The following is a 21,966-nucleotide window of genomic DNA, read 5'->3' on the forward strand; positions in this document are numbered from 1 at the left end:
GGACCATGAATCATCCACCACTGACCGGCTCCAAGCTGGTCTGGATCACGCTGGCGCTGTCGATGTCGGTGTTCATGCAAGTGCTGGACACCACCATCGCCAACGTGGCGCTACCCACCATTTCGGGCAACCTGGGCGCGGCCACCAGCCAAGGCACCTGGGTGATCACCTCCTTCGGGGTGGCCAACGCCATCGCGGTGCCGCTGACCGGCTGGTTGGCCAAACGCCTGGGCGAAGTGAAGCTGTTCACCGCCTCCACCCTGCTGTTCGTGCTCACCTCCTGGCTGTGCGGCATGTCCAGCAGCCTGGAAATGCTGATTTTCTTCCGCGTGCTGCAAGGCGCGGTGGCCGGCCCGATGATTCCGCTGTCGCAGAGCCTGCTTTTGTCCTGCTACCCGCCGGAGAAGAAAGGCATGGCGCTGGCGCTATGGGCGATGACAGTGATCGTCGCGCCGGTGTTCGGCCCGATTCTGGGCGGCGTGATCAGCGACAACTGGCACTGGGGCTGGATCTTCTTCATCAACGTGCCGGTGGGACTGGCGGCGGCCTTCATTTCCTGGCGCATCCTCAAGCCGCGCGAAACCGAAACCGTCGATCTGCCTATCGACCGCATCGGCCTCGCTCTGCTGGTGATAGGCGTAGGCTCGCTGCAAATGGTGCTGGACCGCGGCAAGGAGCTGGACTGGTTCAACTCCACCGAAGTGGTCACTCTTGCGGTGATCGCGGTGCTGGCGCTGGTCTATCTGGTGATCTGGGAATTGGGCGAGAAACATCCCATCGTCGACCTCAGCCTGTTCAAGCAGCGCAACTTCACCGTCGGCACCGTCGCCATCAGCCTGGGCTTCATGCTCTACTTCGGCACCGTGGTGCTGCTGCCCCTGATGCTGCAGACCCAGATGGGCTACACCGCCACCTGGGCCGGCCTGGCCGCGGCGCCCATCGGGCTGATCCCGGTGGTGTTGTCGCCCATCATCGGCAAGTACGCGCAGCGACTGGACATGCGCTGGGTAGTGACGGTGAGCTTCAGCGTGTACGCGATCTGCTTCTTCTGGCGCAGCACCTTCAACCCGCAGATGGACTTCGCCTATGTGGTGTGGCCGCAGGTGGTGCAGGGCATCGGCGTGGCTTGCTTCTTCATGCCGCTGACCACCATCACCCTGTCCGGCCTGCACCCTAGCCAGATCGCCAGCGCGTCCAGCCTGTCCAACTTCCTGCGGATTCTGGCCGGCAGCATCGGCACCTCGATCACCACCACGATGTGGGACCGCCGCGAGGCGATGCACCACGCGCGCCTGACCGAGCATGTCAGCCTCTACGATCAGGCGTCCAACGCCTGGTTCCGGCTGCTGGACATGGCCGGCCTATCCTCCGGACAGCAGGCGGCGCTGACCTCGCTGCAAATCACCAAGCAGGGCTACATCATGGCGGCCAATGAGATTTTCTGGCTGTCCGGCGTGCTATTCGTGCTGTTGATCGGCCTGGTGTGGTTCGCCAAGCCGCCGTTCACCGCGGCAGGCGGCGACAGCGGCGCGCATTGAATCTCGCCGGACAGCCCACCCCAACTGTCCGGCGTTTTTCATTTACGCCAGCAGCGCCGCCATCGTCATGTTCTGGAACGCGGCCATGCCGCGAGTCAGCGTCTTGTCGCGGTGCTGCACCTGGTACAGCGTGCGCGTCAGCGCCGGCAAACCGGCCCTCACTTCCACCACCGCGCCGGTCTGCAACAGATCAGCCACCACCCGCCGCGACAGGCAGCTGACCCCCAGGCCGGCGGCCACCGCGTGCTTGATCGCCTCGGAATGGCCCAGCTCCATGCTGACGTTGAGCATGGCCAGGTGCGGCAACAACAGACGATCCACTTCCTCGCGCGTGCCGGAACCGGCTTCACGCAGAATCCATTCGGCCTTCGCCAGGTCCTGACGCGCTGCTTCGCCTCGCGCCAAGGGGTGATCGGCGGCGGCGAACACCACCAGTTCGTCCTGACGCCAGGGTTGAGCAATCAAGTCCGGGTGGTGGCAAGGCCCTTCGATGAAACCGAAATCCACCCGCAGCGCCGCTACCGCGTCGACGATGTCGCGGGTATTGGCCACGTCCAGCTCCAGCCGCGCCAGCGGCCAGGCGGCGCGAAAGGCCGCCAACTGCTGCGGCAATAAATAGTTGGCCACCGTGCTGCTGGCGCCTATCTTCAAAGACATCGCCCCGGCGTTGAACAGGCTTTGCATGTCCTGGGCCGCGTCCAGCATCGCACGCGCCTTGGGCCACAGCAGCCGGCCGTGCTCGTTCAGGCTCAGCCGCTTGCCGATCCGGTCGAACAGGCGCACATCGAGGCCGGTTTCCAGCTTGTCCAACGCCTGACTGGCCGCGGACTGAGTCAGCGCCACCTGCTGGGCCGCAAGGGTGACGGTGCCGTATTCGGCCACCGCGACGAAGACCTCCAGTTCGCGCAGGGTCAGCTTTAAGGCCATGTCTTCTCCTTATATTGATTTTGCTACTGACATATATCCATTTTATCCGTTTCTCTACTGAAATCGAGGGGCGTATCGTTAGCACCATTCGCCATAGACCAAACAGGCATTTACTTATGACAAACCTTCGCCAAATCATGCCGGGCCTGGCGTTGGCCATCGCCGTCGCCGCCGCTTCGCTGTACGCAGCGGATTTGCCGGCGATGAAACACCTGGGCTTCTCCGCGCTCACCATCGCCATTCTGGGCGGCATGCTGATAGGCAACACCGTCTACCGCTACTTTGCCGGCGCCAGCCACCACGGCATCCAGTTCTCCAAGCAAAAGCTGCTGCGTCTGGGCATCATCTTGTTCGGCTTCAAACTCACCTTCCAGGACATCGCCGCCGTCGGCTTCGCCGGCGTATTGATCGATACCCTAGTGTTGTGCACGACCTTTCTGCTGGCTTTCCGCATCGGCCGCAAATACTTGGGCATGGACGAGCAAAGCGTGATCCTGATCGGCGCGGGCAGTTCCATCTGCGGCGCGGCCGCGATTCTGGCCACGGAACCCGTGATCAAGGCTCATGCGGAAAAAGTGGCGGTGGCCGTCGCCACCGTAGTGGTGTTCGGCACCGTGGCGATGTTCCTGTGGCCGATGCTGTATCAATGGACCAGCCATCTGGGCATTTCCGAGTTCAACTACGGCGTGTTCGCGGGCTCCACCATCCATGAAGTGGCGCAAGCCGTTGCCGCCGGCAAATCGGTCAGCGAAGCGGCGATGACCACCGCGGTGATCACCAAGATGATACGCGTAATGATGCTGGCGCCGTTCCTGATCGCCTTGTCCAGCTGGCTGGCTGCCAAACCCCACGGCAGCCGCCAACAGAAGAGCGGCATCGCCATCCCCTGGTTCGCCGTCGTCTTCCTTGCCGTGGCCGCCTTCAACTCCTTCAACCTGCTGCCTGCCGCGTGGGTCAGCGCCATCGTCTCGCTGGACAACCTGCTGCTGGCCGCCGCAATGGGCGCGCTGGGCATCACCACCCACTTCTCCGCCATCCGCCAGGCCGGCGCCAAACCGATGCTGCTGGCTTCCATCCTGTTTGGTTGGCTGATCGTCGGCGGCGGCCTGATCAACTTCAGCGTTAGTTATCTGCTGCATTGAACTAGCAGAAACAACACGCCCCTCCCAGGATCCTCATGCTTCAACATGACGATCCGGGCCTCCCGCCCAAGCAAATCAGCCCCCCTTCAACCGGTTTAGGAACTGAATCCAACTCTGTTCCTCTCCCCCTACTTTCCTCTACCTACAAACGTAGCCATCAAATTAACTCATGCAACCCTCGCATTACATCAACTAAACCTATCTTACAAGAAACACGAAAAAATACTAATACCTCATACTCAAAGCAGAAAAACCGGATCGATAATCTAATTTAATAAAACAAGAATAAAATAAAAAATGATCAATTGACTCGATAACATCAAGCGGGGAGACTGAATCACACTCAAAAAAACTCGGGGATGCTCTAAACAAAAGAAAAGGAGCACACCAATGTACGCCTTATCACCTCTACCGTTAAGACACGAAAAATTCTCAGTTCCTTATCTAGTGGATGAAACCTTAAGAGAAGGCATTGAGAGGACAGCCTTCCCCATTTCACTAGATGCAAAAATGCAAATTTTGCATAGTCTTACTGATGCCGGAATCAGAGATTTCGTCATTGGCTGTGGTCCTGAAGAGCCTTTGGTCTGGGACCGAGTACAACAAGAAAAAAGGGACGGAACACTACCGTCAGACACCCAGACCACATTTATCATCCTAGTAAATTGCTGGGAAACTGCCTACTACTACTTTAGCCAAAGAAAGCAAAACATTGAGGACATAGAGGATACTATTTTCAGCTTTGGCATGATCACTTATCGTAAAAATGAAAACGAGTTCGAAAAGGCCTTAATGGCATTTAAAAAACTGGGGGCAAAAAAGTTTAAAGCCAGCATACTAAACAATTTCAGAACGAGCGTATCAGATCAAACCTACTCAGCCATTTGCCAGCAAATTGACTGGGCAATCTCTTTAGGCGTCTCTATCATACGCATCAACGACTCACTTGGTTCTTTACAACCCCACATCACCCAATGGCTCTGCTCCAAACTAGTTAAAGACTATCCCGGCATTACTTTCTGCCTTCACGCACACAATGACAATGGGCTTGCCGTGGCCAATGCCATGCAATCTATTCAATCCGGATTTCAGATGATAGAGGGCTCATTGGCTGGTTTTGGGAACCGTTCAGGAATTGCCCCAATAGAACAAGTTCTCAAACTATGCCTAAACAATGACATCAAGCTGGGCAATCATGAAATCAACCTAAAAAAAATCATTCGTACAGCACAAGCTTGCGAAGAAATTTTCTTACAACCACCCAATATTTACCGTTCTGTCAGCGGAATATTCGAGACTGATTCAAACTACGGTGTACTAAACATCCCTGACTTCCTAGAAGCTAAAGATGAAAAATCTTACTTTATCAACCTTGTCGGATTACATCCCAACACAATAAAACAAGCGTTAAAAGAGTACTGCCCATCTTTAGATTTAACCAACATCCCAAGTCAAAGATGGTTGCATGTCATTGAACTCATCAAAATCAAGATGCAAGCAGAGGCTATTGAAACCGAAGCCAAATACAAGGCTTTGAGACTACACTTGCATAACTACTATCGCTCAAGCGCCTACTCTCCCCAAAAAATCGCATCCATTGCATATAAGCTACTGGTAGAGAATGAAGCTTGAGCCATGGGAAAAATCATAACCATCGTATTACCCCTGTTTGCGATGATTCTATGCGGGTATGGGATAGTTCGCGCGGGCGTCATTGGAAAAGAAACCGTCAGAGGCTTGGTCGGCGTCGTATTTTGGCTGTTCCTACCCTGTTTTATCTTCATGAAGACGCTGAGCGCGGACTACCAGGCTGGTATTAATTGGAATTTGCTCAACGCCTACTACCTAGCTTGCCTACTGGTGTTTTTAATCGCCGCCGCTGTTGGCCGCCTCTTTTGGGGAGGGGATCTACGCATCGCTGGACTCCGAGGCTTGGCCTCTATTTCCGGCGTCGTCGGCTATATGGGCTTGCCATTGATGGTAATGACGTTTGGAGACGCCGCCGTGTTGCCCGCGGTAATGATCACAACAGCGGACAATCTTGTCATTCTGGCGGGAGGCAGCCTGCTGATGGAAATGACCAGCGTTCGGACCGGCCATGCTCAGCCTGGAGGCTGGCCGCTATTGATCGCGATAGCCAAAGGCATCGTCCGCAACCCTTTGATCCTAGCTGTACTTCTTGCTGCTGTTTTCATCGCCGCCGGACTGAGTCTACCCAGCGCCCTGCACATCTTCGCCAGGCAAATGACCGATGCAACCGGACCGCTTGCGCTGGTCGCCCTGGGCGCCGCGCTGGCCATCCACCCAATGACAGGCCTGGCCCAAGCTGACTCGATTTTTCTGGCCGTCCTAAAAGTGACCGTGCTGCCGGGACTGGTGTTTTTATCCTGCCGTTACGGCTTTGAACTTGACCCTTTCAGCGTCAAGATCGCCGTTCTGATGGCAGCGCTTCCGGTGGCTGTCAATGTTTTCATTCTGGCGTCTCGCTACCAAAGTTATGAAACGCAAGTATCCAGCGCCATGTTGTTATCGGTGGGCATGGGATTGCTCGTCCTCTCGGGCCTGTTGCTGATTCTGGCTTGAGGCTAAAAAACCACCGCCCGGCGGATACTACTCGGGCGGTGGTGATTTAATGCAGCGAGAACAACGTCAGCATGGACACTTCTTCATGCTCTTGCCGCCGTAGCGTTCGTCCTGGCAGCGGCGAAAGAAGGCCTCCCGGCTCATCACCTCCGCATTGGGATTGAAACGGCGGCGGCTGGCGACATAGGCGTCGTAATCCTTGACGCCCACCATCAACCGGGCGGTTTTCGCCCATTGCTGCCATAGCTTGTTCATTACGCGCCCTCCTCACGGAACACCGCCGGCACCTCTTTGGCGGTGGACCACTTAACCGCCAGCGACTTGCGCATCACGTTCAACGCGAACGCCAGCATGGCGATCACCACCGCCATGAACAGCGCCGTCAAAGTGGCGTCCACATAGTCATTGAAGATGATCTGGTGCATTTGCGCCATATTCTTGGCCGGCGCCAGAAGCTCGCCCTTGGCCGCGGCGGCGGAGAACTTGTCGGCGTGGGCCAGGAAGCTGATCTTGGGACTGGCGTGGAACAGCTTCTGCCAGCCGGCGGTCAGCGTCACGACCAGCAGCCACAACGTGGGCACCGCGGTAACCCAGATATAGCGGGTTTTCTGCATCTTGATCAGCACAGCGGTGGCCAGTATCAGCGCGATGCCGGCCAGCATCTGGTTGGCGATGCCGAACAGCGGCCACAAGGTGTTGATGCCGCCCAGTGGATCCACCACCCCCTGATACAAGAAGTAGCCCCACCCGGTTACCGCCAGACCGGTGGCGATCAGGTTGGCGGCCCAGGATTCCGTGTTGGCCATCGGCTTGATCACCAGGCCCAGCAGGTCCTGGATCATGAAGCGCAGCACGCGGGTGCCGGCGTCGATGGTGGTCAAGATAAACAAGGCTTCAAACAGGATGGCGAAGTGATACCAGAAGGCCATCATCGCCGGCCCGCCAATCACATTGGACAGAATGTGCGCCATGCCCACAGCCAGAGTCGGCGCGCCGCCGGCGCGAGACAGAATGGTGCTCTCGCCCACGTCCTTGGCCATCTGGGTCAACATGTCCGGCGTAATGACGAAGCCCCAGCTGGAAATCACCTGGGCGGCTTCCTCCGCGGTCTTGCCTATCACCGCCGCCGGGCTGTTCATCGCGAAGTAGACGCCCGGATCCAGCACGCAGGCGGCGATCAACGCCATGATGGCGACGAAGCTTTCCATCAGCATGGAGCCGTAGCCGATCACGCGGGCGTGGGTTTCATTCTCCAGCATCTTGGGCGTGGTGCCGGAGGCCACCAGCGCATGGAAGCCGGACACCGCGCCGCAGGCGATGGTGATGAACAGGAAGGGGAACAGATTGCCGGAGAATACCGGGCCGCTGCCGTCGATGAACTTGGTCACCGCAGGCATGTGCAGATTGGGCGCCACAATCATGATGCCGATGGCAAGGCCGACAATGGTGCCTATTTTCAGGAAGGTGGACAGATAATCTCGCGGCGCCAGCAACAGCCACACCGGCAGCACCGAAGCGACGAAGCCGTAGCCGATCAGAGTCCAGGCCAGCGTGGTGCCGCTCAAGGTAAACAAGGGCGCCAGGGTTTCGTTCTTGGCGATGTCGCCGCCGTAAACGATGGCCAGCATCAGCAGGATAAAGCCGATGACGGAAATCTCGCCGATTTTGCCCGGCCGGATGTAGCGAGTGTAGACGCCCATGAACAGAGCGATCGGTATCGTGGCCGCAATGGTGAAGGTGCCCCAGGGGCTGCCAGTCAACGCCTTGACCACCACCAGCGCCAGCACCGCCAGCAGGATCACCATGATCATCAGAATGCCGATGGAGGCGATAATGCCGGGAATAGCGCCCAGTTCGGTGCGGATGATCTCGCCCAGCGATTTGCCGTCGCGGCGCACCGACAAGAACAGGATCAGGAAGTCCTGCACCGCGCCGGCCAGCATCACCCCCACCAAAATCCACAGCGTGCCCGGCAGATAGCCCATCTGCGCGGCCAGCACCGGCCCCACCAGCGGTCCGGCGCCGGCGATGGCGGCGAAGTGGTGGCCAAACAACACCCATTTATTGGTGGGCACGTAGTCCAGGCCGTCATTGTATTTTTCCGCCGGGGTCAGCCGGCGGGCGTCCAGCTCCAGTACTTTGTCGGCGATGAAGCGGCCGTAAAAACGATAGGCGATGGAGTAGACCGACACCGCAGCCACAATCAGCCAAACAGCGTTGACCGGTTCGCCGCGATTGAGGGCCACAACGGCGAAGGCCGCTGCGCCGGCCAGGGCGATGGCCAGCCACACGGCCCATTCTCTTATCTGTTGCATATGGCAAGTTCCTATTCTCTTTATCCCGTTTTAATTCATCGGTCCCTGGCGACGACAGCAGCCACGGCCGGCTTTTTTGCCTGACCGATTCTGGATTGATAGCGCCGGAAAATCAAGCAAGCCTTATAATTTACAAAAGCTATCAATGATTTATGACGAATAGCAGTCACGATAATGCTAAAGTCGCCGGCAAACACCGCGTGCTAATATTTTGATTTGAACCACCGAAATCCCGTCGACGGACATGAACAGCGATACCCCCCATATTCTCATTGTCGAAGACGACGTGAGACTAGCCGAATTGATAGGCGCCTATCTGAGCAAGCACGGCTATCGCATCTCCCAGCACGGCCGCGGCGACACCGCGCCGGCCATCATCCTGGAAGAAAAGCCGGACCTGGTGATCCTGGACATCATGCTGCCAGGCAAGGAAGGCTTCGACGTCTGCCGTGAAATCCGCCCGCGCTATAACGGCAGGGTTTTGATCATGACGGCGCGCGACGAGGACGTGGACGAAATCCTGGGGCTGGAACTGGGCGCAGACGACTACCTGGCCAAGCCGGTAGAGCCCCGTCGCCTGCTGGCGCGGGTGCGCGCTTTGCTGCGCCGCGGCGGGCCGGGCGCGCAGGCGGACGGCGAGGCCGGCGACGAAGACAGCTTCACCTTTGGCCAGTTCTGCATCAGCCAGGCCACGCGCGAGGCCACCTTGAATGGAGAACTGATCGATCTGACCACCGCCGAATTCGACCTGCTGTGGCTGCTGTCCTCCCACGCCGGCCAGGTGTTGTCGCGCGACGACATCATGAGCGAATTGCGCGGCATAGGCTTCGATGGGCTGGATCGTTCGATAGACGCGCGCATTTCGCGGCTGCGCCGCAAACTGGGCGACAATCCGGACGCGCCGGCCCGGATCAAGACCGTGCGCGGCAAAGGCTATCTGTTCTCACGCAGCGACTGGGAATAAGCAATGAGCACCCGTCGTCTGCGCGGCTGGCTCAAACCGTCGCTGGGCACCCTGTTTGCCCGTTATTTCTTCGCCACCATGCTGGTGGAGCTGATCATCATCATCGGCTTCGGCTTCCTGGTCACCAAGTTGTACGAAAACAGCGACCGCGACGGCAAGCTGCAGTTCATGAACGGCACCGTGACGCTGATCCGCCAGCAGTTGGCCCAGACGCCGCACAAGGACTGGGACGGCAAGCTGGCCGACATCGCCCGCGCCTTCAGCTATCCGGTCAAACTAATCGCCCACCCTCCCGACGATTTCGAGCAGGAAGGCCACGCCGCGCTGCTGAGCGGCCGTCCCTATCTGGACTTCGACAACCAATTGCTCTACGTGCCGCTGCCCCATGATCCGCGCCTGCTGTTGCTGGGCCCCTTGGAGGCGCCGGCCAGCAACAGCAGTTGGATCAGCGAAGACATGGAAATCCTGCTGCTGTGGATTTTGCTGACCGGCTCCACGCTGGGCACCCTGATCTACTTCAGCCTGCGTCCTTTGTGGAAAGACTTGCTGGAAGTGCGCCGCAAGGCGGAGGTGTTCGCCGACGGCGACTTCAGCGCCCGCGCCCAACCTTCGAAAAGCCGGCTGCTGGCGCCTTTGTCCCTGGCTTTCAACAGCATGGCCGCCCGCCTGGAGCGGCAGATGGAAACCCGCCAGGCCTTGTCTCACGCCATCGCCCACGAGATACGCACCCCGATCGCGCGGCTGCGCTTCGGCCTGACCATGCTGGAAGAAGAAGAGGACGAGCAGGAGTGGCGGCGCTACCGCGAAGGCATGGAGCGCGATATGCAGGAGTTGGAAGAGCTGTTCAACACCAGCATGGAGTTCGCCAAGCTCAACCGCAACGAAGTTCCCTTGCACTGGGAAACCGTTGACCTTTACGACTGGTTCGACGATCTGATCGATCTGGTCACGCCGCTGAAGCCGCCCGGCATCAAACTGGAGCTGGACTGCGCGCTGGGCAACGGCGCCTTCGACCGCAAACTGATGTACGTGGCCAGCCGCAATCTCTTGCTCAACGCCTTCAAATACGCCAACACCCAAGTGCGGCTGACGGTGTGTCACAACGCCGCCGGTCAGTTGCTGATCCATGTCGACGACGACGGCTGCGGCATCCCCGAGGCTGAGCGCGACAAGGTGTTCGAACCCTTCCTGCGCCTGGACCGCAGCCGCGACCGCGCCACCGGCGGCTACGGTTTGGGCCTGTCCTTCGTCAAGCTGATCACCGAACATCACGGCGGCCAGGCCAGCGTGGCCGCCAGCGAACTAGGCGGCGCGCGATTTACACTGCGCATCATGCAGCCGCAGCAATAAGCACTGTTTACGATCTGCTGCGCGCCTCGAGGCGTGACACGGTGAGTACAACGCTTCGCGAAACGCAGCAAACTATGAACAGGTTCTCAGCCGTTTTCGCCTTGTCTCGCTCTAGCAAGATCGTAAACCCGCTCTAGAAGGATGCCGAAACGCTTTCGCCAGAACCGACGAAAAGTAAAGCCGCAGTTTGTTAAGCAATCTGAATTGGGTCACGCGCCGTCACAAAGCGGGGACAGGAAGCCAACAGACCCAGGGCCGAGGCGCCGGGATAATGCCAGCATCTCAACTTGGATTCGGGTATTTTCCATGGTTTCTTCACGACCGGCCGCCCTGCTGGTACACGGTCTGGGCGGCAGCGCATACGACCTTGGCGCGCTTGGACGCACGCTGGAGGAGGCTGACATCGTCACGCACACCCCGCTGTTGCCGGGACATGGCGGCGAGCCGGAAGATCTGCTGTCCGTCCGCTGGCAGGACTGGGTGGAAACCATACGCAAGGAATACCTGGAGCTGAAGACGCGCCACAAGGTAGTGCATCTGGCCGGCGTTTGCCTGGGCGGCCTGGTGGCGCTGGAAGTGGCGCGGCTGGAAAACCACAAGGACGGCCTCGCGCTGTACGCGCCGCCGCTGTTCCTCGACGGCTGGAGCCTGCCCAAGCTCACTTGGGCGCGCCACATCGTCTACCGCATTCCCGGCCTGGCTAAAAAGATGCGCGTGCCGGAGGTGGAACCTTTCGGCATCAAGAACGCCCGCATCCGCAAAGCGATCCAGCAGCGCTTTGAACGCGGCGAGCGCTTCCACTACGCCTACATCCCGCTGGCCTGCATCCGCCAGGTGGATGGGCTGCGCCGCCAGCTGATGTCGCGGCTGGAACAGATCACTTGTCCGACGCTGATCGTGCATGCCGACGAGGACGACATCACCAGCCCGCGCTCCGCCCATCACCTACAGCGCCACCTGGGCGGCAAGGTCGATTTCATGCCTTTGTCCAACAGCTACCATATGGTAATGGTGGACAATGAACGCGGCGAAGTGCTCAAGCGCAGCCTGAAGTTTTTCAACCAGCGCGCCCAAGCGCCGGCCACCACCGCCGAGCAAGACGGCTGGGCCCTGTTCGCCGCCGCCTGAACGCCGCGCTCTTACAATCAAGGCAAGCTTCTCGCTTGCCTTTTTTCTTGTCTGCGCCAGCTGCGCCGGCCTCCTCGCCTTGAATTAAAGTTGCAAGCAATCACAACTGAACATTGAATTTAACAGCTACGCAAACTTCCAAGCCGCCTCGTCACCAACCGTCATCAAGCCAGAACACAGCAACAATGGAAGGCAAGGACCAGCTGAAGCAAACTGTTTGCACGAGCCGGATCGGCCCCCAGCCGGTCTTGCAACGGTTCCGTTCTCTTCCCTTTGTGTGACTTTGCGTGCCCGCCGGCTTCGGCGGGCATCTTTTCTTTCAGCCGCCCACCCTGTTTTGTTACAGATTGTTACACAAGCCCTTTACCCTTCACACAAAGAGCGCTTACAAGCCCAACAGACTGACTTGCTTCTTATTCGCACAATATCGCAGTTATCAACAAAGCAAACAGTCGCAAAAATGAAAAAACTAATCACCGCTTCCGTGTTGAGCCTGGCAGCTCTGTCCGCGCATGCAGCCGATCCGGGCTTCTACGTCTTCGGCAACACTGGTTATAACTTCTCCAAGCCGGAGTCCGGCAACCGCAACATCGTCCTGAAAGACGCCAAGGCCGCCGGCACGGTATGGGAACTGGGCGCCGGTTACCGCTTCAACCAATATCTGGCTACCGAGCTGTCCTACGCTGACTTCGGCAAATCCACGGCCAACGGCTCCTTCAGCGGCCGCACCGGCAACGGCTCCGTCGCCACCAAGGCCGAGCGCATCGCCGTGCTGGGCATCCTGCCGGTGACCCAGGATTTGGAAGTTTTCGGCAAGGCCAGCCTGAACAACGTGCACACCAAGCTCAAGATCGACCGAGTTGCCAACAAAACTTTCAACGACACCCGATTGGGTCTTGGTTTCGGCGCGCAGTATCAGCTGCACAAAAACCTGTCCTTGCGTGGCGAATACGAATACATCGCCGGCACTGATTTCCAGATGGCGGGCCAAAGCGTGGTCAAGACGTCCGGCACCAGCGTGCTGAAGGCCGGCATCAGCTACCACTTCTAATCTCAGCCTTGCCACGCCCTTCCATCGCCAGCCGCGGCCCCTGTGTCCGCGGCTGGTTTTGCGTTTCAGGCCGCCGGCACAGCCATGCCGCGCCGCACCGCCAACCGCTCGCCGACGCGTTGGAACCAATCGCTTACCCGCGGAAACGCCGCCAGATCCACCTGATGCCAATCATGACGCGCCGCCCACGGATAGAGCGCGATATCGGCGACGCCGTACTCGCCGGCGACGTAATCCCGCCCTTCCAGCCGCTGGTCCAGCACCCCATACAGGCGCAAGGCCTCGTCGTGATAGCGCTTCTGCGCGTAAGGCAGACTTTCCGGCGCATAGCGCAGGAAATGGTGGGCCTGCCCCAGCATGGGCCCGAAGCCGCCCATCTGGAACATCAGCCATTGCAACGCCTCGTAGCGCGCCGCGCCCGCCGCCGGCAGCAGGCGGCCGTGCTTTTCCGCCAAATATTGCAAAATGGCGCCGGACTCGAACATCGCCAGCGGCCGACCATCCGGCCCCTCGCTGTCGATGATGGCCGGAATCTTGTTGTTGGGGCTGATGGCCAGGAAGGACTCGGCGAACTGCTCGCCCTTGCCGATATCCACGGTGTGCACGGCGTATGGCAGCTCCAGTTCTTCCAGCATGATGGAAATCTTGCGCCCATTGGGCGTGCCCCAGGTATACAGATCAATCACGATGCGCGTCTCCCATGTTCAAAGCCCGGGCAGCGCGCCTGCGCGCGCCGCCCCGTCTGCTACAATGCAGCCCATTTCAAGCCTTCAGGATACTGCGATGAGCCAGCCGCGCGTCAATGATGTCAAAGCCTTTCTCTTGGACCTGCAAGACCGCATTTGCGCGGCGCTGGAGCAGGCCGACGGCGGCGCTCAATTCGTCGAGGACGCTTGGCAACGGCCGGGCGGCGGCGGCGGACGCAGCCGGGTCTTGGCCAAGGGCGCGCTGTTCGAACAGGCCGGCGTCAATTTCTCCCATGTCTACGGCGACGCGCTGCCCGCCTCCGCCACCGCCCACCGGCCGGAGTTGGCCGGCCGCGGCTTTCAGGCCATGGGCGTGTCGCTGGTGATCCATCCGGAAAACCCGCATATCCCCACCAGCCACGCCAATGTCCGCTTCTTCATCGCGGAAAAGGACGGCGAGGCGCCGGTATGGTGGTTCGGCGGCGGCTTCGATCTGACGCCGTTCTATGCGGTGGAAGCCGACGTGGTGCACTGGCACCGCGTAGCCCGCGATTTGTGCCAGCCCTTCGGCGAGCAGGTATACCCGGACTACAAGCGCTGGTGCGACGAGTATTTCTTCCTGAAGCACCGCAACGAGTCGCGCGGCATCGGCGGCCTGTTCTTCGACGATCTGAACGCCTGGGGCTTCGACTCCTGTTTCCGCTTCATGCAGGCGGTGGGCAACGGCTTCACCGACGCCTACCTGCCCATCGTCGAGCGCCGCAAGAACGACAGCTGGGGACCGCGCGAACGCCAGTTCCAGCTTTATCGCCGCGGCCGCTACGTCGAATTCAACCTGGTCTGGGACCGCGGCACCCTGTTCGGCCTGCAGTCCGGAGGCCGCACCGAATCCATCCTGATGTCAATGCCGCCGCTGGCGCGCTGGGAGTACAATTACCAGCCGGAGCCGGGCAGCCCGGAAGCGGCGCTGACCGAGCGCTTTCTGACCCCGCGAGACTGGCTGGCCTGAGAGCCGCGGCCAAGCCGGATACCGCGGCTTTCTTCAGCGCACACATGAGTTTAGCCAATCACAAGAACGGCGAAATCGGGTATCCTTGCGCAGCTGTCCATAACAATCCCATGACCATCCGTTCCGCATGAATCAACCCCATTTTTCGGCCGGGCTCTCCGGCCGCGCCGCCCGCCCCTGGCAGGAGCCGGCGCTATGGCTGCTGTTCGCCGTCGTCTGGTTCGGCTCCCTCGGCTACCGCGGGCTGATTCACGCCGATGAAGGCCGCTACGCGACGCTGTCGCTATTCATGCTGCACAGCGGCGACTGGATCACGCCGCGGCTGAACGGCTTGCTGTACTTCGAAAAACCGGCGCTGCAATACTGGATGGGCGCGCTGAGCTTCGCCGCCTTCGGCGTCAACGAGTTCGCCGCCCGCTTCTGGCCCGGCCTGACCGGCTTTCTGTCCGTGGCGATGTGCGGCTTTACCGCGCGCCGGTTCTGGGGCGTAGACGCCGGCCGCTACGCGGCGCTGGCCGCCGGCAGCTGCGCCTGGATCGTGGCCAACAGCCATTTCCTGTCGCTGGACATGGGGGTGAGCTTCTTCCTGACCGTGGCGCTGTGCGGCTTCCTGCTGGCACAACACGACGGCGCCGACGCGCGCGCGACCCGCAACTGGATGTGGGTCACCTGGGCGGCGATGGCGGCCGCCACGCTGAGCAAGGGCTTGATCGGCCTGCTGATTCCCGGCGCCACCTTGGTGCTGTACAGCCTGCTCAACTGGCAATGGGCATTCTGGAAACGCATGCATTGGCTGAGCGGCCTGACCTTGTTCCTGCTGCTGACCGCGCCGTGGTTCATTCTGGTGTCCCAGCGCAACCCCGACTTCGCCCATTTCTTCTTCATCCGCGAACACCTGGAGCGCTTCCTCACCACCGAACACAAACGCACCGGCGCGCTGTGGTATTTCGTACCCTATCTGCTGCTGGGCCTGCTGCCTTGGACCAGCCTGCTGCCGGCGCTGTGCCGCGACGGCTGGCGCGAGCCGGGCGCGCGGCTGCGCGTCGGCCGCCTGCTGCTGATCTGGTCGGTCTTCATCTTCGCCTTCTTCAGCAAGTCCAGCTCCAAGCTGCCGTCCTACATCCTGCCGATGTTCCCGGCGTTGGCGCTGCTGCTGGCGCCCACGCTGCAACGCATGCCCTCCGCCGCGCTGAAGAAGCACCTGCTGCCGGCGCTGCTGCTGTGGCTGGCCGCGCTTGCGCTCTACCCCTTTGTTGATCGTTTCGCGTCCGAGGACATCCCGCTCGACGTGCTGCACGGCTTCGCCCATTTCGTCGCCGCCGCCGCCTTGCTGTTCCTGGTCTGCGCCGCCGTCGCCTGGCGCTTGCTGGGCCGCGAACGCAAGCTTGCCGCGCTGTGCTGGCTGGCTTTCGGCAGCTTGCTGGCCGTCAGCATCGCCGCCGCCGGCCACGACAGCTATGGTCGGCTGAAGGGCAGCAAGGAAATCGTCCGCCAGATCCAGCCTTATCTCCATGCGGACACGCCGGTGTTCTCGGTCCGTTATTACGACCAGACCTTCCCCTTCTACCTGGGCCGCCCGGTCACCCTGGTGCAGTTTGTCGATGAGTTCGAATTCGGCGAGAGCCAGGAGCCGCGGCGCTGGATGCCGCGCCTGGAACAATTCGTCGCCGCCTGGAACGCCGCCCCGCGCGCGCTGGCGATGACCGACCCCGCCACTTATCAGGAACTGCAAGCCCAGGGCCTGCCAATGCGGGTGGTCTACCAAGATCCGCGCCGCCTGGTGGTGGTCAAGCCGTGAAACAGCCAACCTTTGGACCCGCTCTACTATGAAGTTGATCGAATTCGGCCTGATTCTGCTCGGCGTGCTGCTCAACGCCGCCGCCCAGCTATGCTTGAAGGCCGGCGTGCGCCAGATCGGCCACTTTGACTTTTCCGCCTCCAACGTACTGCCGATAGGCTGGTCGCTGGCCACCAATCTGCCCATCGTCGGCGGCCTGTCCTGCTACGTGGTCAGCGTGGTGGTCTGGATCATGGCGCTGTCGCGAGTGGAAGTCAGCATCGCTTACCCCATGCTGTCCATCGGCTACGTGGTCAACGCGCTGCTGGCCTATTGGCTGTTCGGCGAAGCGCTGAGCGCTCAGAAGCTGATCGGCATCGGCGTCATCATCATCGGCGTGGTGCTGGTCGCCCGCAGCTAACGCCAGAAAGGCTCACATGGATTTCCTGCCCTTCACCCGCCCGGACATCGACGAAGCCACCATCGCCGCCGTCGGCGAGGTGCTGCGCTCCGGCTGGATCACCACCGGTCCCAAGTCCCGCCAACTGGAAGCCGAGCTGTCCGCCCATGTCGGCGGCCGTCCGGTGCGGGTGGTGGTCTCCGCCACCGCCGCGCTGGAAATGGCCTTGCAGGTGGCCGGCGTCGGCCCCGGCGACGAGGTGATCACCTGCCCGCTGAGCTGGGTGGCCACCGCCAACGTCATTCTCAAGGTGGGCGCCAAGCCGGTGTTCGTCGACGCCGACCGTGCCAGCCGCAATATCGACCTGGACCTGGCGGAACGGGCGATCACGCCGCGCACCCGCGCCATCATCCCGGTGGACCTGGCCGGCCTGCCGGTGGACCGCGACCGCCTGTACGACATCGCCAAGCGCCACCGTCTGCGCGTGGTGGAGGACGCCGCCCAGTCCATGGGCGCCAACTGGGACGGCCGCCGCATCGGCAGCTTTGGCGACTTGGTGTCCTTCAGCTTCCACGCCAACAAGAACATGACTAGCGGCGAAGGCGGCTGCCTGGTGCTGAACGACGAGGACGAAGCCCGTCTGTTCGAGAAGCTGCGGCTGCAGGGCGTCACCCGCCACGCCGACGGCGGCATGGACGTGGACGTGCTGGGCGGCAAGTCCAATATGACCGACATCGCCGCCGCCATCGGCCTGGGCCAACTGCCGCGGCTGGAAGGCTTCAACGCCCGCCGCCGCGAACTGGCGGCACTGTATTTCCGCCGCTTCGACCGCGAGCTGGGCTGCGAGCTGCCGCTTGAGGACATGGCCCAGAGCAATTGGCATATGTTCCAGCCGCTGCTGCCGCTGGACCGAATGAGCATGGACCGCGGCGAATTCATCGCCCGAATGAAAGACCTGGGCATAGGCGTGGGCGTACACTACCCCGCCATGCATTTGTTCACCTTGTTCCGCGAGATGGGCTTCCAGCCGGGCGATTTCCCAGTGGCGGAAGACATCGGCCGCCGCACCGTCACCCTGCCGCTGTTCCCGGCCATGGCCGACGAGGACGTGGAACGCGTGTGCGCCGCCGTGAGCGGCGTGCTGAAGCCCGTGCTGAGCGTATAAAACATTATGAAAAGCGTAATCGATCTTTCCGTCGTCATCCCGGTCTACAACGAACAGGACGTGCTGCCCGCGCTGTTCGACCGCCTCTACCCGGCGCTGGACGCGCTGGGCGTGCGTTATGAAGTCGTCTTCGTCAACGACGGCAGCCGCGACAAGAGTCCGGCCATGCTCGCCGCGCAGTTCGACCTGCGGCCGGACGTGACCCGGGTAGTGCTGTTCAACGGCAACTTCGGCCAGCACCGCGCCATCCTCGCAGGCTTCGAATACAGCCGCGGTGATCGGGTGGTGACGCTGGACGCGGACCTGCAAAACCCGCCGGAGGACATCAAGCTGCTGCTGGCGGAAATGGACAAGGGCCACGACTACGTCGGCTCCATCCGCCGCCAGCGCAACGACAGCCTGTGGCGCCATCTGGCCAGCCGCGCGATGAACCACCTGCGCGAGAAGCTGACCCGCATCAAGATGACCGACCAGGGCTGCATGATGCGCGCCTACAGCCGCCGCATCATCGACACCATCAATCAGTGTAACGAGCTGCACACCTTCATCCCGGCGCTGGCCTATCAGTTCGCGCAGAACCCGACCGAAGTCACCGTCGGCCATGAAGAGCGCTTCGCCGGCGAATCCAAGTACTCGCTGTACAGCCTGATCCGCCTGAACTTCGACCTGATGACCGGCTTTTCCATCGTGCCGCTGCAGCTATTCTCGCTGCTGGGCATGCTGGTCTCCGCCGGCTCCGGCGTGCTGGTGGTCTATCTGGTGCTGCGCCGCCTCATCGTCGGACCTGAAGTGGGCGGCCTGTTCACCCTGTTCGCCATCGCCTTCCTGCTGATCGGCATCGCGCTGTTCGGCATCGGCCTGCTCGGCGAATACATCGGCCGCATCTATCAGGAAGTGCGGGATAGGCCGCGCTATGTGATCGGCGCAGTGCTGGAGCAAAAGGACAAGCCATGAAAGCCGTAGTCTTCGCTTATCACAATGTCGGCGTGCGCTGCCTGAGAGCGCTGATCGGCGGCGGCGTGGAGGTGGCGCTGGTGGTCACCCACAGCGACAACCCCAAGGAAAACATCTGGTTCGCCAGCGTGGAGCAAGTCGCCCGCGACTACGGCATACCGGTGATCACCCCAGACGACCCGAACACGCCGGAAGTGCTGGCTCAAGTGCAAGCCGCGCAACCGGACTTCCTGTTCTCCTTCTATTACCGTCACATGCTGAAGGCCCCGCTGCTGGAATGCCCGGCGCGCGGCGCCTTCAATATGCATGGCTCCCTGCTGCCCAAATACCGCGGCCGAGTGCCGATCAACTGGGCCATCATCCACGGCGAAACCGAAACCGGCGCCACCCTGCACGTGATGAACGTCAAGCCGGACAACGGCCCCCTCGTCGACCAGATGGCGGTGCCCATCCTGCCGGACGATAATGCCGACGAGGTGTTCGCCAAGGTCACCGTGGCCGCGGAGATGGTGCTGGCCCGCAGCCTGCCGGCGCTGCTCGCCGGCCAGGCTGAATTCCGCCAACAGGACTTGAGCCAGGGCGGCTATTTCGGCGGCCGCAAACCGGAGGACGGCCGCATGGATCCGCAATCCGGCGCCGCCCAGCTGCACAACTTCGTGCGCGCGCTGACCCACCCGTTTCCAGGCGCCTTCGCCGACATCGACGGCGGCCGGCTGGTGATCTGGAAAACCCTGCGCGCAGGCGGTCACGATCAACAATTGCAAACGGCCCGGCTACACTCAGAAAACGGCGCGCTGTGGCTGGACGCCGTGGACGGCGGCCGCTTGAAGGTTCTGTCCGCCACGCTGGACGGCGCGGCGCTGGATCCGGCGACGACACTGACGCTGGCGCTGGCCTGAAGCGGCGGACTCACGGAATACACATGCAAATCACAGTCCCCTTCCGAAGGGGACGATGAAGGAAATCTCAATGAAAAAAGTACTGATCCTCGGCGTCAACGGCTTTATTGGCCACCACCTGACCAAGCGCATCATCGAAACCACCGACTGGCACATCTACGGCATGGACATGCACGATGACCGCGTGGCCGAGTGGAAAGATCATCCGCGCTTCCATTTCTTCGAAGGCGACATCACCATCAACAAGGAGTGGATCGAGTACCACGTGAAGAAATGCGACGTGGTGCTGCCGCTGGTGGCCATCGCCACTCCGTCCACCTATGTGAACAACCCGCTGCGCGTGTTCGAACTGGACTTCGAGGCCAACCTGCCCATCGTGCGCCAGTGCGTGCAGTACAAGAAACACCTGGTGTTCCCGTCCACCTCGGAAGTCTACGGCATGTGCCATGACGAAGAGTTCGACCCGGAGAACTCCGAGCTGATCTGCGGCCCGATCAACAAGCCGCGCTGGATCTACTCCTGCTCCAAGCAGCTGATGGACCGCGTGATCCACGCCTACGGCATGCAGGAAGGCCTGAACTACACCCTGTTCCGCCCGTTCAACTGGATCGGCGGCGGCCTGGACAACATCAACACGCCGAAGGAAGGCTCCAGCCGCGTGATCACCCAGTTCCTGGGCCACATCGTGCGCGGCGAAACCATCAAGCTGGTGGATGGCGGCCATCAGAAGCGCGCCTTCACCTATGTGGACGACGGCATCAGCGCGCTGATGAAGATCATCGAGAACAAGGACGGCAAGGCCTCCGGCCAGATCTACAACATCGGCAACCCGGCCAACAACTACTCCATCCGCGAACTGTCCGCGATGATGCTGGACCTGGCCCGCGTCTACCCGGAATACCAGCTGAACGCCGACAAGGTGAAGATCGAGGAAACCACCTCCGGCGCTTACTACGGCAAAGGCTATCAGGACGTGCAGAACCGCGTGCCCAAGATCGCCAACACCATGACGGACCTGGACTGGAAACCGAGCGTGACCATGGCCGACGCGCTGCGCGGCATCTACGACTACTACCGCGACCAAGTAGCCGCTAGCCGCGACCTGTCCGAGTAAGCTGCTCCCGGCGTCGGCCCAAGATCCACGGCCCGGCGCCGGCCTCAGAGATCCTTCATGAGAAAACTCGCTCTTAAAATCGACGTGGACACCTGGCGCGGCACCCGCGACGGCGTGCCGCGGCTGATGCACATGCTGCAGCAGCACCACGCCAAGGCCACCTTCTTGTTCAGCCTGGGCCCGGATCACACCGGCCGCGCGATCAAACGGGTGTTCCGCCCCGGCTTCCTGTCCAAGGTGTCGCGCACCTCGGTGGTGGAGCACTACGGCATCCGCACCCTGCTGTACGGCACCGTGCTGCCCGGCCCGGACATCGGCAAGCGCGAGGCCGAGCTGATGCGGGAAGTGCGCGCGCAGGGCTTCGAGGTCGGCATTCACACCTGGGACCACATCAAGTGGCAGGACTACGTCGCCGGCAAGGACGCCGCCTGGACCCGCGCCGAAATGCGCAAGGCGGCCGAACGCTTCGAACAGATCTTCGGCGAACCCGCGCGCACCCACGGCGCGGCCGGCTGGCAAATCAACGACGCGGCGCTGGCCTATGAACGCGAGCTGGGCATGCTGTACGCGTCCGACGGCCGCGGCACCCACCCGTTCCAGCCGGTGGACACCGCCGGCCAGCCGCTGGGCGTGCCGCAATTGCCCACCACGCTGCCGACGCTGGACGAATTGATAGGCCTGGACGGCCTCACCGCCGACAACGTCCATCACCATATCCTGGCGCTGACGGAAGAAGCGCCGGCCACCGGCCATGTGTACACCCTGCACGCCGAGCTGGAAGGCCTGCGCCTGGGCTATACCTTCGAGCATCTGCTGGTGGGCTGGAAAGCCCAGGGCTACCAGCTGTGCAGCTGCATCGAGCTGTTCAACAGCCTGGACACGGCCGCGCTGCCCGCCGGCCGCGTAGTGATGGGAGAGATTCCCGGGCGCAGCGGCGCTCTGGCGCTGCAAGCCTGAGAACCTG

Annotated in this window: 20 protein-coding genes; 16 read left to right on the plus strand and 4 right to left on the minus strand. The window is 61.2% G+C overall.

The window, feature by feature from the left end; all coding sequences use genetic code 11:
* Nucleotides 1-5: 5 nt before the first annotated feature.
* Nucleotides 6-1,538, plus strand: a complete 1,533-nt coding sequence (locus tag HA052_RS12940) for a DHA2 family efflux MFS transporter permease subunit (RefSeq protein ID WP_166452231.1) — start codon at nt 6-8, stop codon at nt 1,536-1,538.
* Nucleotides 1,539-1,580: 42 nt separating this feature from the next.
* Here HA052_RS12940 and HA052_RS12945 read toward each other — a convergent pair whose 3' ends face one another.
* The gene (locus HA052_RS12945) at nt 1,581-2,465 is read right to left on the minus strand and encodes a LysR family transcriptional regulator (RefSeq protein WP_166452232.1); all 885 of its coding nucleotides are present in this window, start codon (nt 2,463-2,465) and stop codon (nt 1,581-1,583) included.
* Between the two features lie 116 nt (nt 2,466-2,581).
* On the opposite strand from HA052_RS12945, the gene HA052_RS12950 reads away from it, so the two are divergent.
* From HA052_RS12950 to HA052_RS12960, 3 genes are all read left to right on the plus strand, one after another.
* Nucleotides 2,582-3,607: a YeiH family protein gene (locus HA052_RS12950; protein WP_166452233.1), complete on the plus strand. Its 1,026-nt coding sequence runs from the start codon at nt 2,582-2,584 to the stop codon at nt 3,605-3,607.
* Nucleotides 3,608-3,997: 390 nt separating this feature from the next.
* Nucleotides 3,998-5,239, plus strand: coding sequence for a hydroxymethylglutaryl-CoA lyase-like TIM-barrel protein (locus tag HA052_RS12955; protein ID WP_081549197.1), 1,242 nt, complete (start codon nt 3,998-4,000; stop codon nt 5,237-5,239).
* Between the two features lie 3 nt (nt 5,240-5,242).
* Nucleotides 5,243-6,190: an AEC family transporter gene (locus HA052_RS12960; protein ID WP_166452234.1), complete on the plus strand. Its 948-nt coding sequence runs from the start codon at nt 5,243-5,245 to the stop codon at nt 6,188-6,190.
* A gap of 66 nt (nt 6,191-6,256) precedes the next feature.
* Here the strand turns inward: HA052_RS12960 and HA052_RS12965 are convergent, their stop codons facing one another.
* Nucleotides 6,257-6,445, minus strand: a complete 189-nt coding sequence (locus tag HA052_RS12965; protein ID WP_043589723.1) for a YbdD/YjiX family protein — start codon at nt 6,443-6,445, stop codon at nt 6,257-6,259.
* The gene (locus tag HA052_RS12970; protein WP_166452235.1) at nt 6,445-8,505 is read right to left on the minus strand and encodes a carbon starvation CstA family protein; all 2,061 of its coding nucleotides are present in this window, start codon (nt 8,503-8,505) and stop codon (nt 6,445-6,447) included. The genes HA052_RS12965 and HA052_RS12970 overlap by 1 nt, the downstream gene beginning before the upstream one ends.
* A 244-nt stretch (nt 8,506-8,749) precedes the next feature.
* On the opposite strand from HA052_RS12970, the gene HA052_RS12975 reads away from it, so the two are divergent.
* The 4 genes from HA052_RS12975 to HA052_RS12990 all read left to right on the plus strand — a co-directional run bounded on the left by HA052_RS12975 (nt 8,750) and on the right by HA052_RS12990 (nt 12,998).
* Nucleotides 8,750-9,469 carry a response regulator gene (locus HA052_RS12975; protein WP_081549203.1) on the plus strand — a complete coding sequence of 240 codons (720 nt, stop codon included), beginning with the start codon at nt 8,750-8,752 and terminating at the stop codon, nt 9,467-9,469.
* Between the two features lie 3 nt (nt 9,470-9,472).
* Entirely contained in the window at nt 9,473-10,819 is a 1,347-nt protein-coding gene (locus tag HA052_RS12980; protein WP_166452236.1) for an ATP-binding protein, read from the plus strand.
* Between the two features lie 306 nt (nt 10,820-11,125).
* Complete coding sequence (locus tag HA052_RS12985) at nt 11,126-11,947, plus strand: alpha/beta hydrolase (protein ID WP_081549207.1); 822 nt, start codon at nt 11,126-11,128, stop codon at nt 11,945-11,947.
* A 460-nt stretch (nt 11,948-12,407) separates the two neighbouring features.
* Nucleotides 12,408-12,998, plus strand: coding sequence for an outer membrane beta-barrel protein (locus HA052_RS12990; RefSeq protein WP_166452237.1), 591 nt, complete (start codon nt 12,408-12,410; stop codon nt 12,996-12,998).
* Between the two features lie 65 nt (nt 12,999-13,063).
* Here HA052_RS12990 and HA052_RS12995 read toward each other — a convergent pair whose 3' ends face one another.
* Nucleotides 13,064-13,684, minus strand: a complete 621-nt coding sequence (locus tag HA052_RS12995; RefSeq protein ID WP_166452238.1) for a glutathione S-transferase N-terminal domain-containing protein — start codon at nt 13,682-13,684, stop codon at nt 13,064-13,066.
* 97 nt (nt 13,685-13,781) lie between these two features.
* On the opposite strand from HA052_RS12995, the gene hemF reads away from it, so the two are divergent.
* The 8 genes from hemF to HA052_RS13035 all read left to right on the plus strand — a co-directional run bounded on the left by hemF (nt 13,782) and on the right by HA052_RS13035 (nt 21,959).
* Entirely contained in the window at nt 13,782-14,693 is a 912-nt protein-coding gene (gene hemF / locus HA052_RS13000) for an oxygen-dependent coproporphyrinogen oxidase (protein WP_166452239.1), read from the plus strand.
* 127 nt (nt 14,694-14,820) lie between these two features.
* Entirely contained in the window at nt 14,821-16,491 is a 1,671-nt protein-coding gene (locus tag HA052_RS13005; RefSeq protein WP_166452240.1) for a glycosyltransferase family 39 protein, read from the plus strand.
* A 28-nt stretch (nt 16,492-16,519) separates the two neighbouring features.
* Nucleotides 16,520-16,891: an SMR family transporter gene (locus tag HA052_RS13010; RefSeq protein WP_019102862.1), complete on the plus strand. Its 372-nt coding sequence runs from the start codon at nt 16,520-16,522 to the stop codon at nt 16,889-16,891.
* A 16-nt stretch (nt 16,892-16,907) separates the two neighbouring features.
* Complete coding sequence (locus tag HA052_RS13015; RefSeq protein ID WP_166452241.1) at nt 16,908-18,035, plus strand: DegT/DnrJ/EryC1/StrS family aminotransferase; 1,128 nt, start codon at nt 16,908-16,910, stop codon at nt 18,033-18,035.
* 6 nt (nt 18,036-18,041) lie between these two features.
* A complete protein-coding gene (locus HA052_RS13020; protein WP_166452242.1) occupies nt 18,042-18,989 on the plus strand; it encodes a glycosyltransferase in 948 nt (315 codons plus the stop codon).
* The gene (locus HA052_RS13025; RefSeq protein ID WP_166452243.1) at nt 18,986-19,888 is read left to right on the plus strand and encodes a formyltransferase; all 903 of its coding nucleotides are present in this window, start codon (nt 18,986-18,988) and stop codon (nt 19,886-19,888) included. The genes HA052_RS13020 and HA052_RS13025 overlap by 4 nt, the downstream gene beginning before the upstream one ends.
* Nucleotides 19,889-19,958: 70 nt before the next feature.
* The gene (locus HA052_RS13030; RefSeq protein ID WP_052051892.1) at nt 19,959-21,002 is read left to right on the plus strand and encodes a bifunctional UDP-4-keto-pentose/UDP-xylose synthase; all 1,044 of its coding nucleotides are present in this window, start codon (nt 19,959-19,961) and stop codon (nt 21,000-21,002) included.
* A gap of 57 nt (nt 21,003-21,059) precedes the next feature.
* On the plus strand, nt 21,060-21,959 hold the full coding sequence (locus HA052_RS13035) for a 4-deoxy-4-formamido-L-arabinose-phosphoundecaprenol deformylase (RefSeq protein ID WP_166452244.1): 900 nt from the start codon (nt 21,060-21,062) through the stop codon (nt 21,957-21,959).
* Nucleotides 21,960-21,966: the final 7 nt, after the last annotated feature.

Source organism: Chromobacterium fluminis (assembly GCF_011602385.1).
GTDB lineage: Bacteria > Pseudomonadota > Gammaproteobacteria > Burkholderiales > Chromobacteriaceae > Chromobacterium > Chromobacterium fluminis.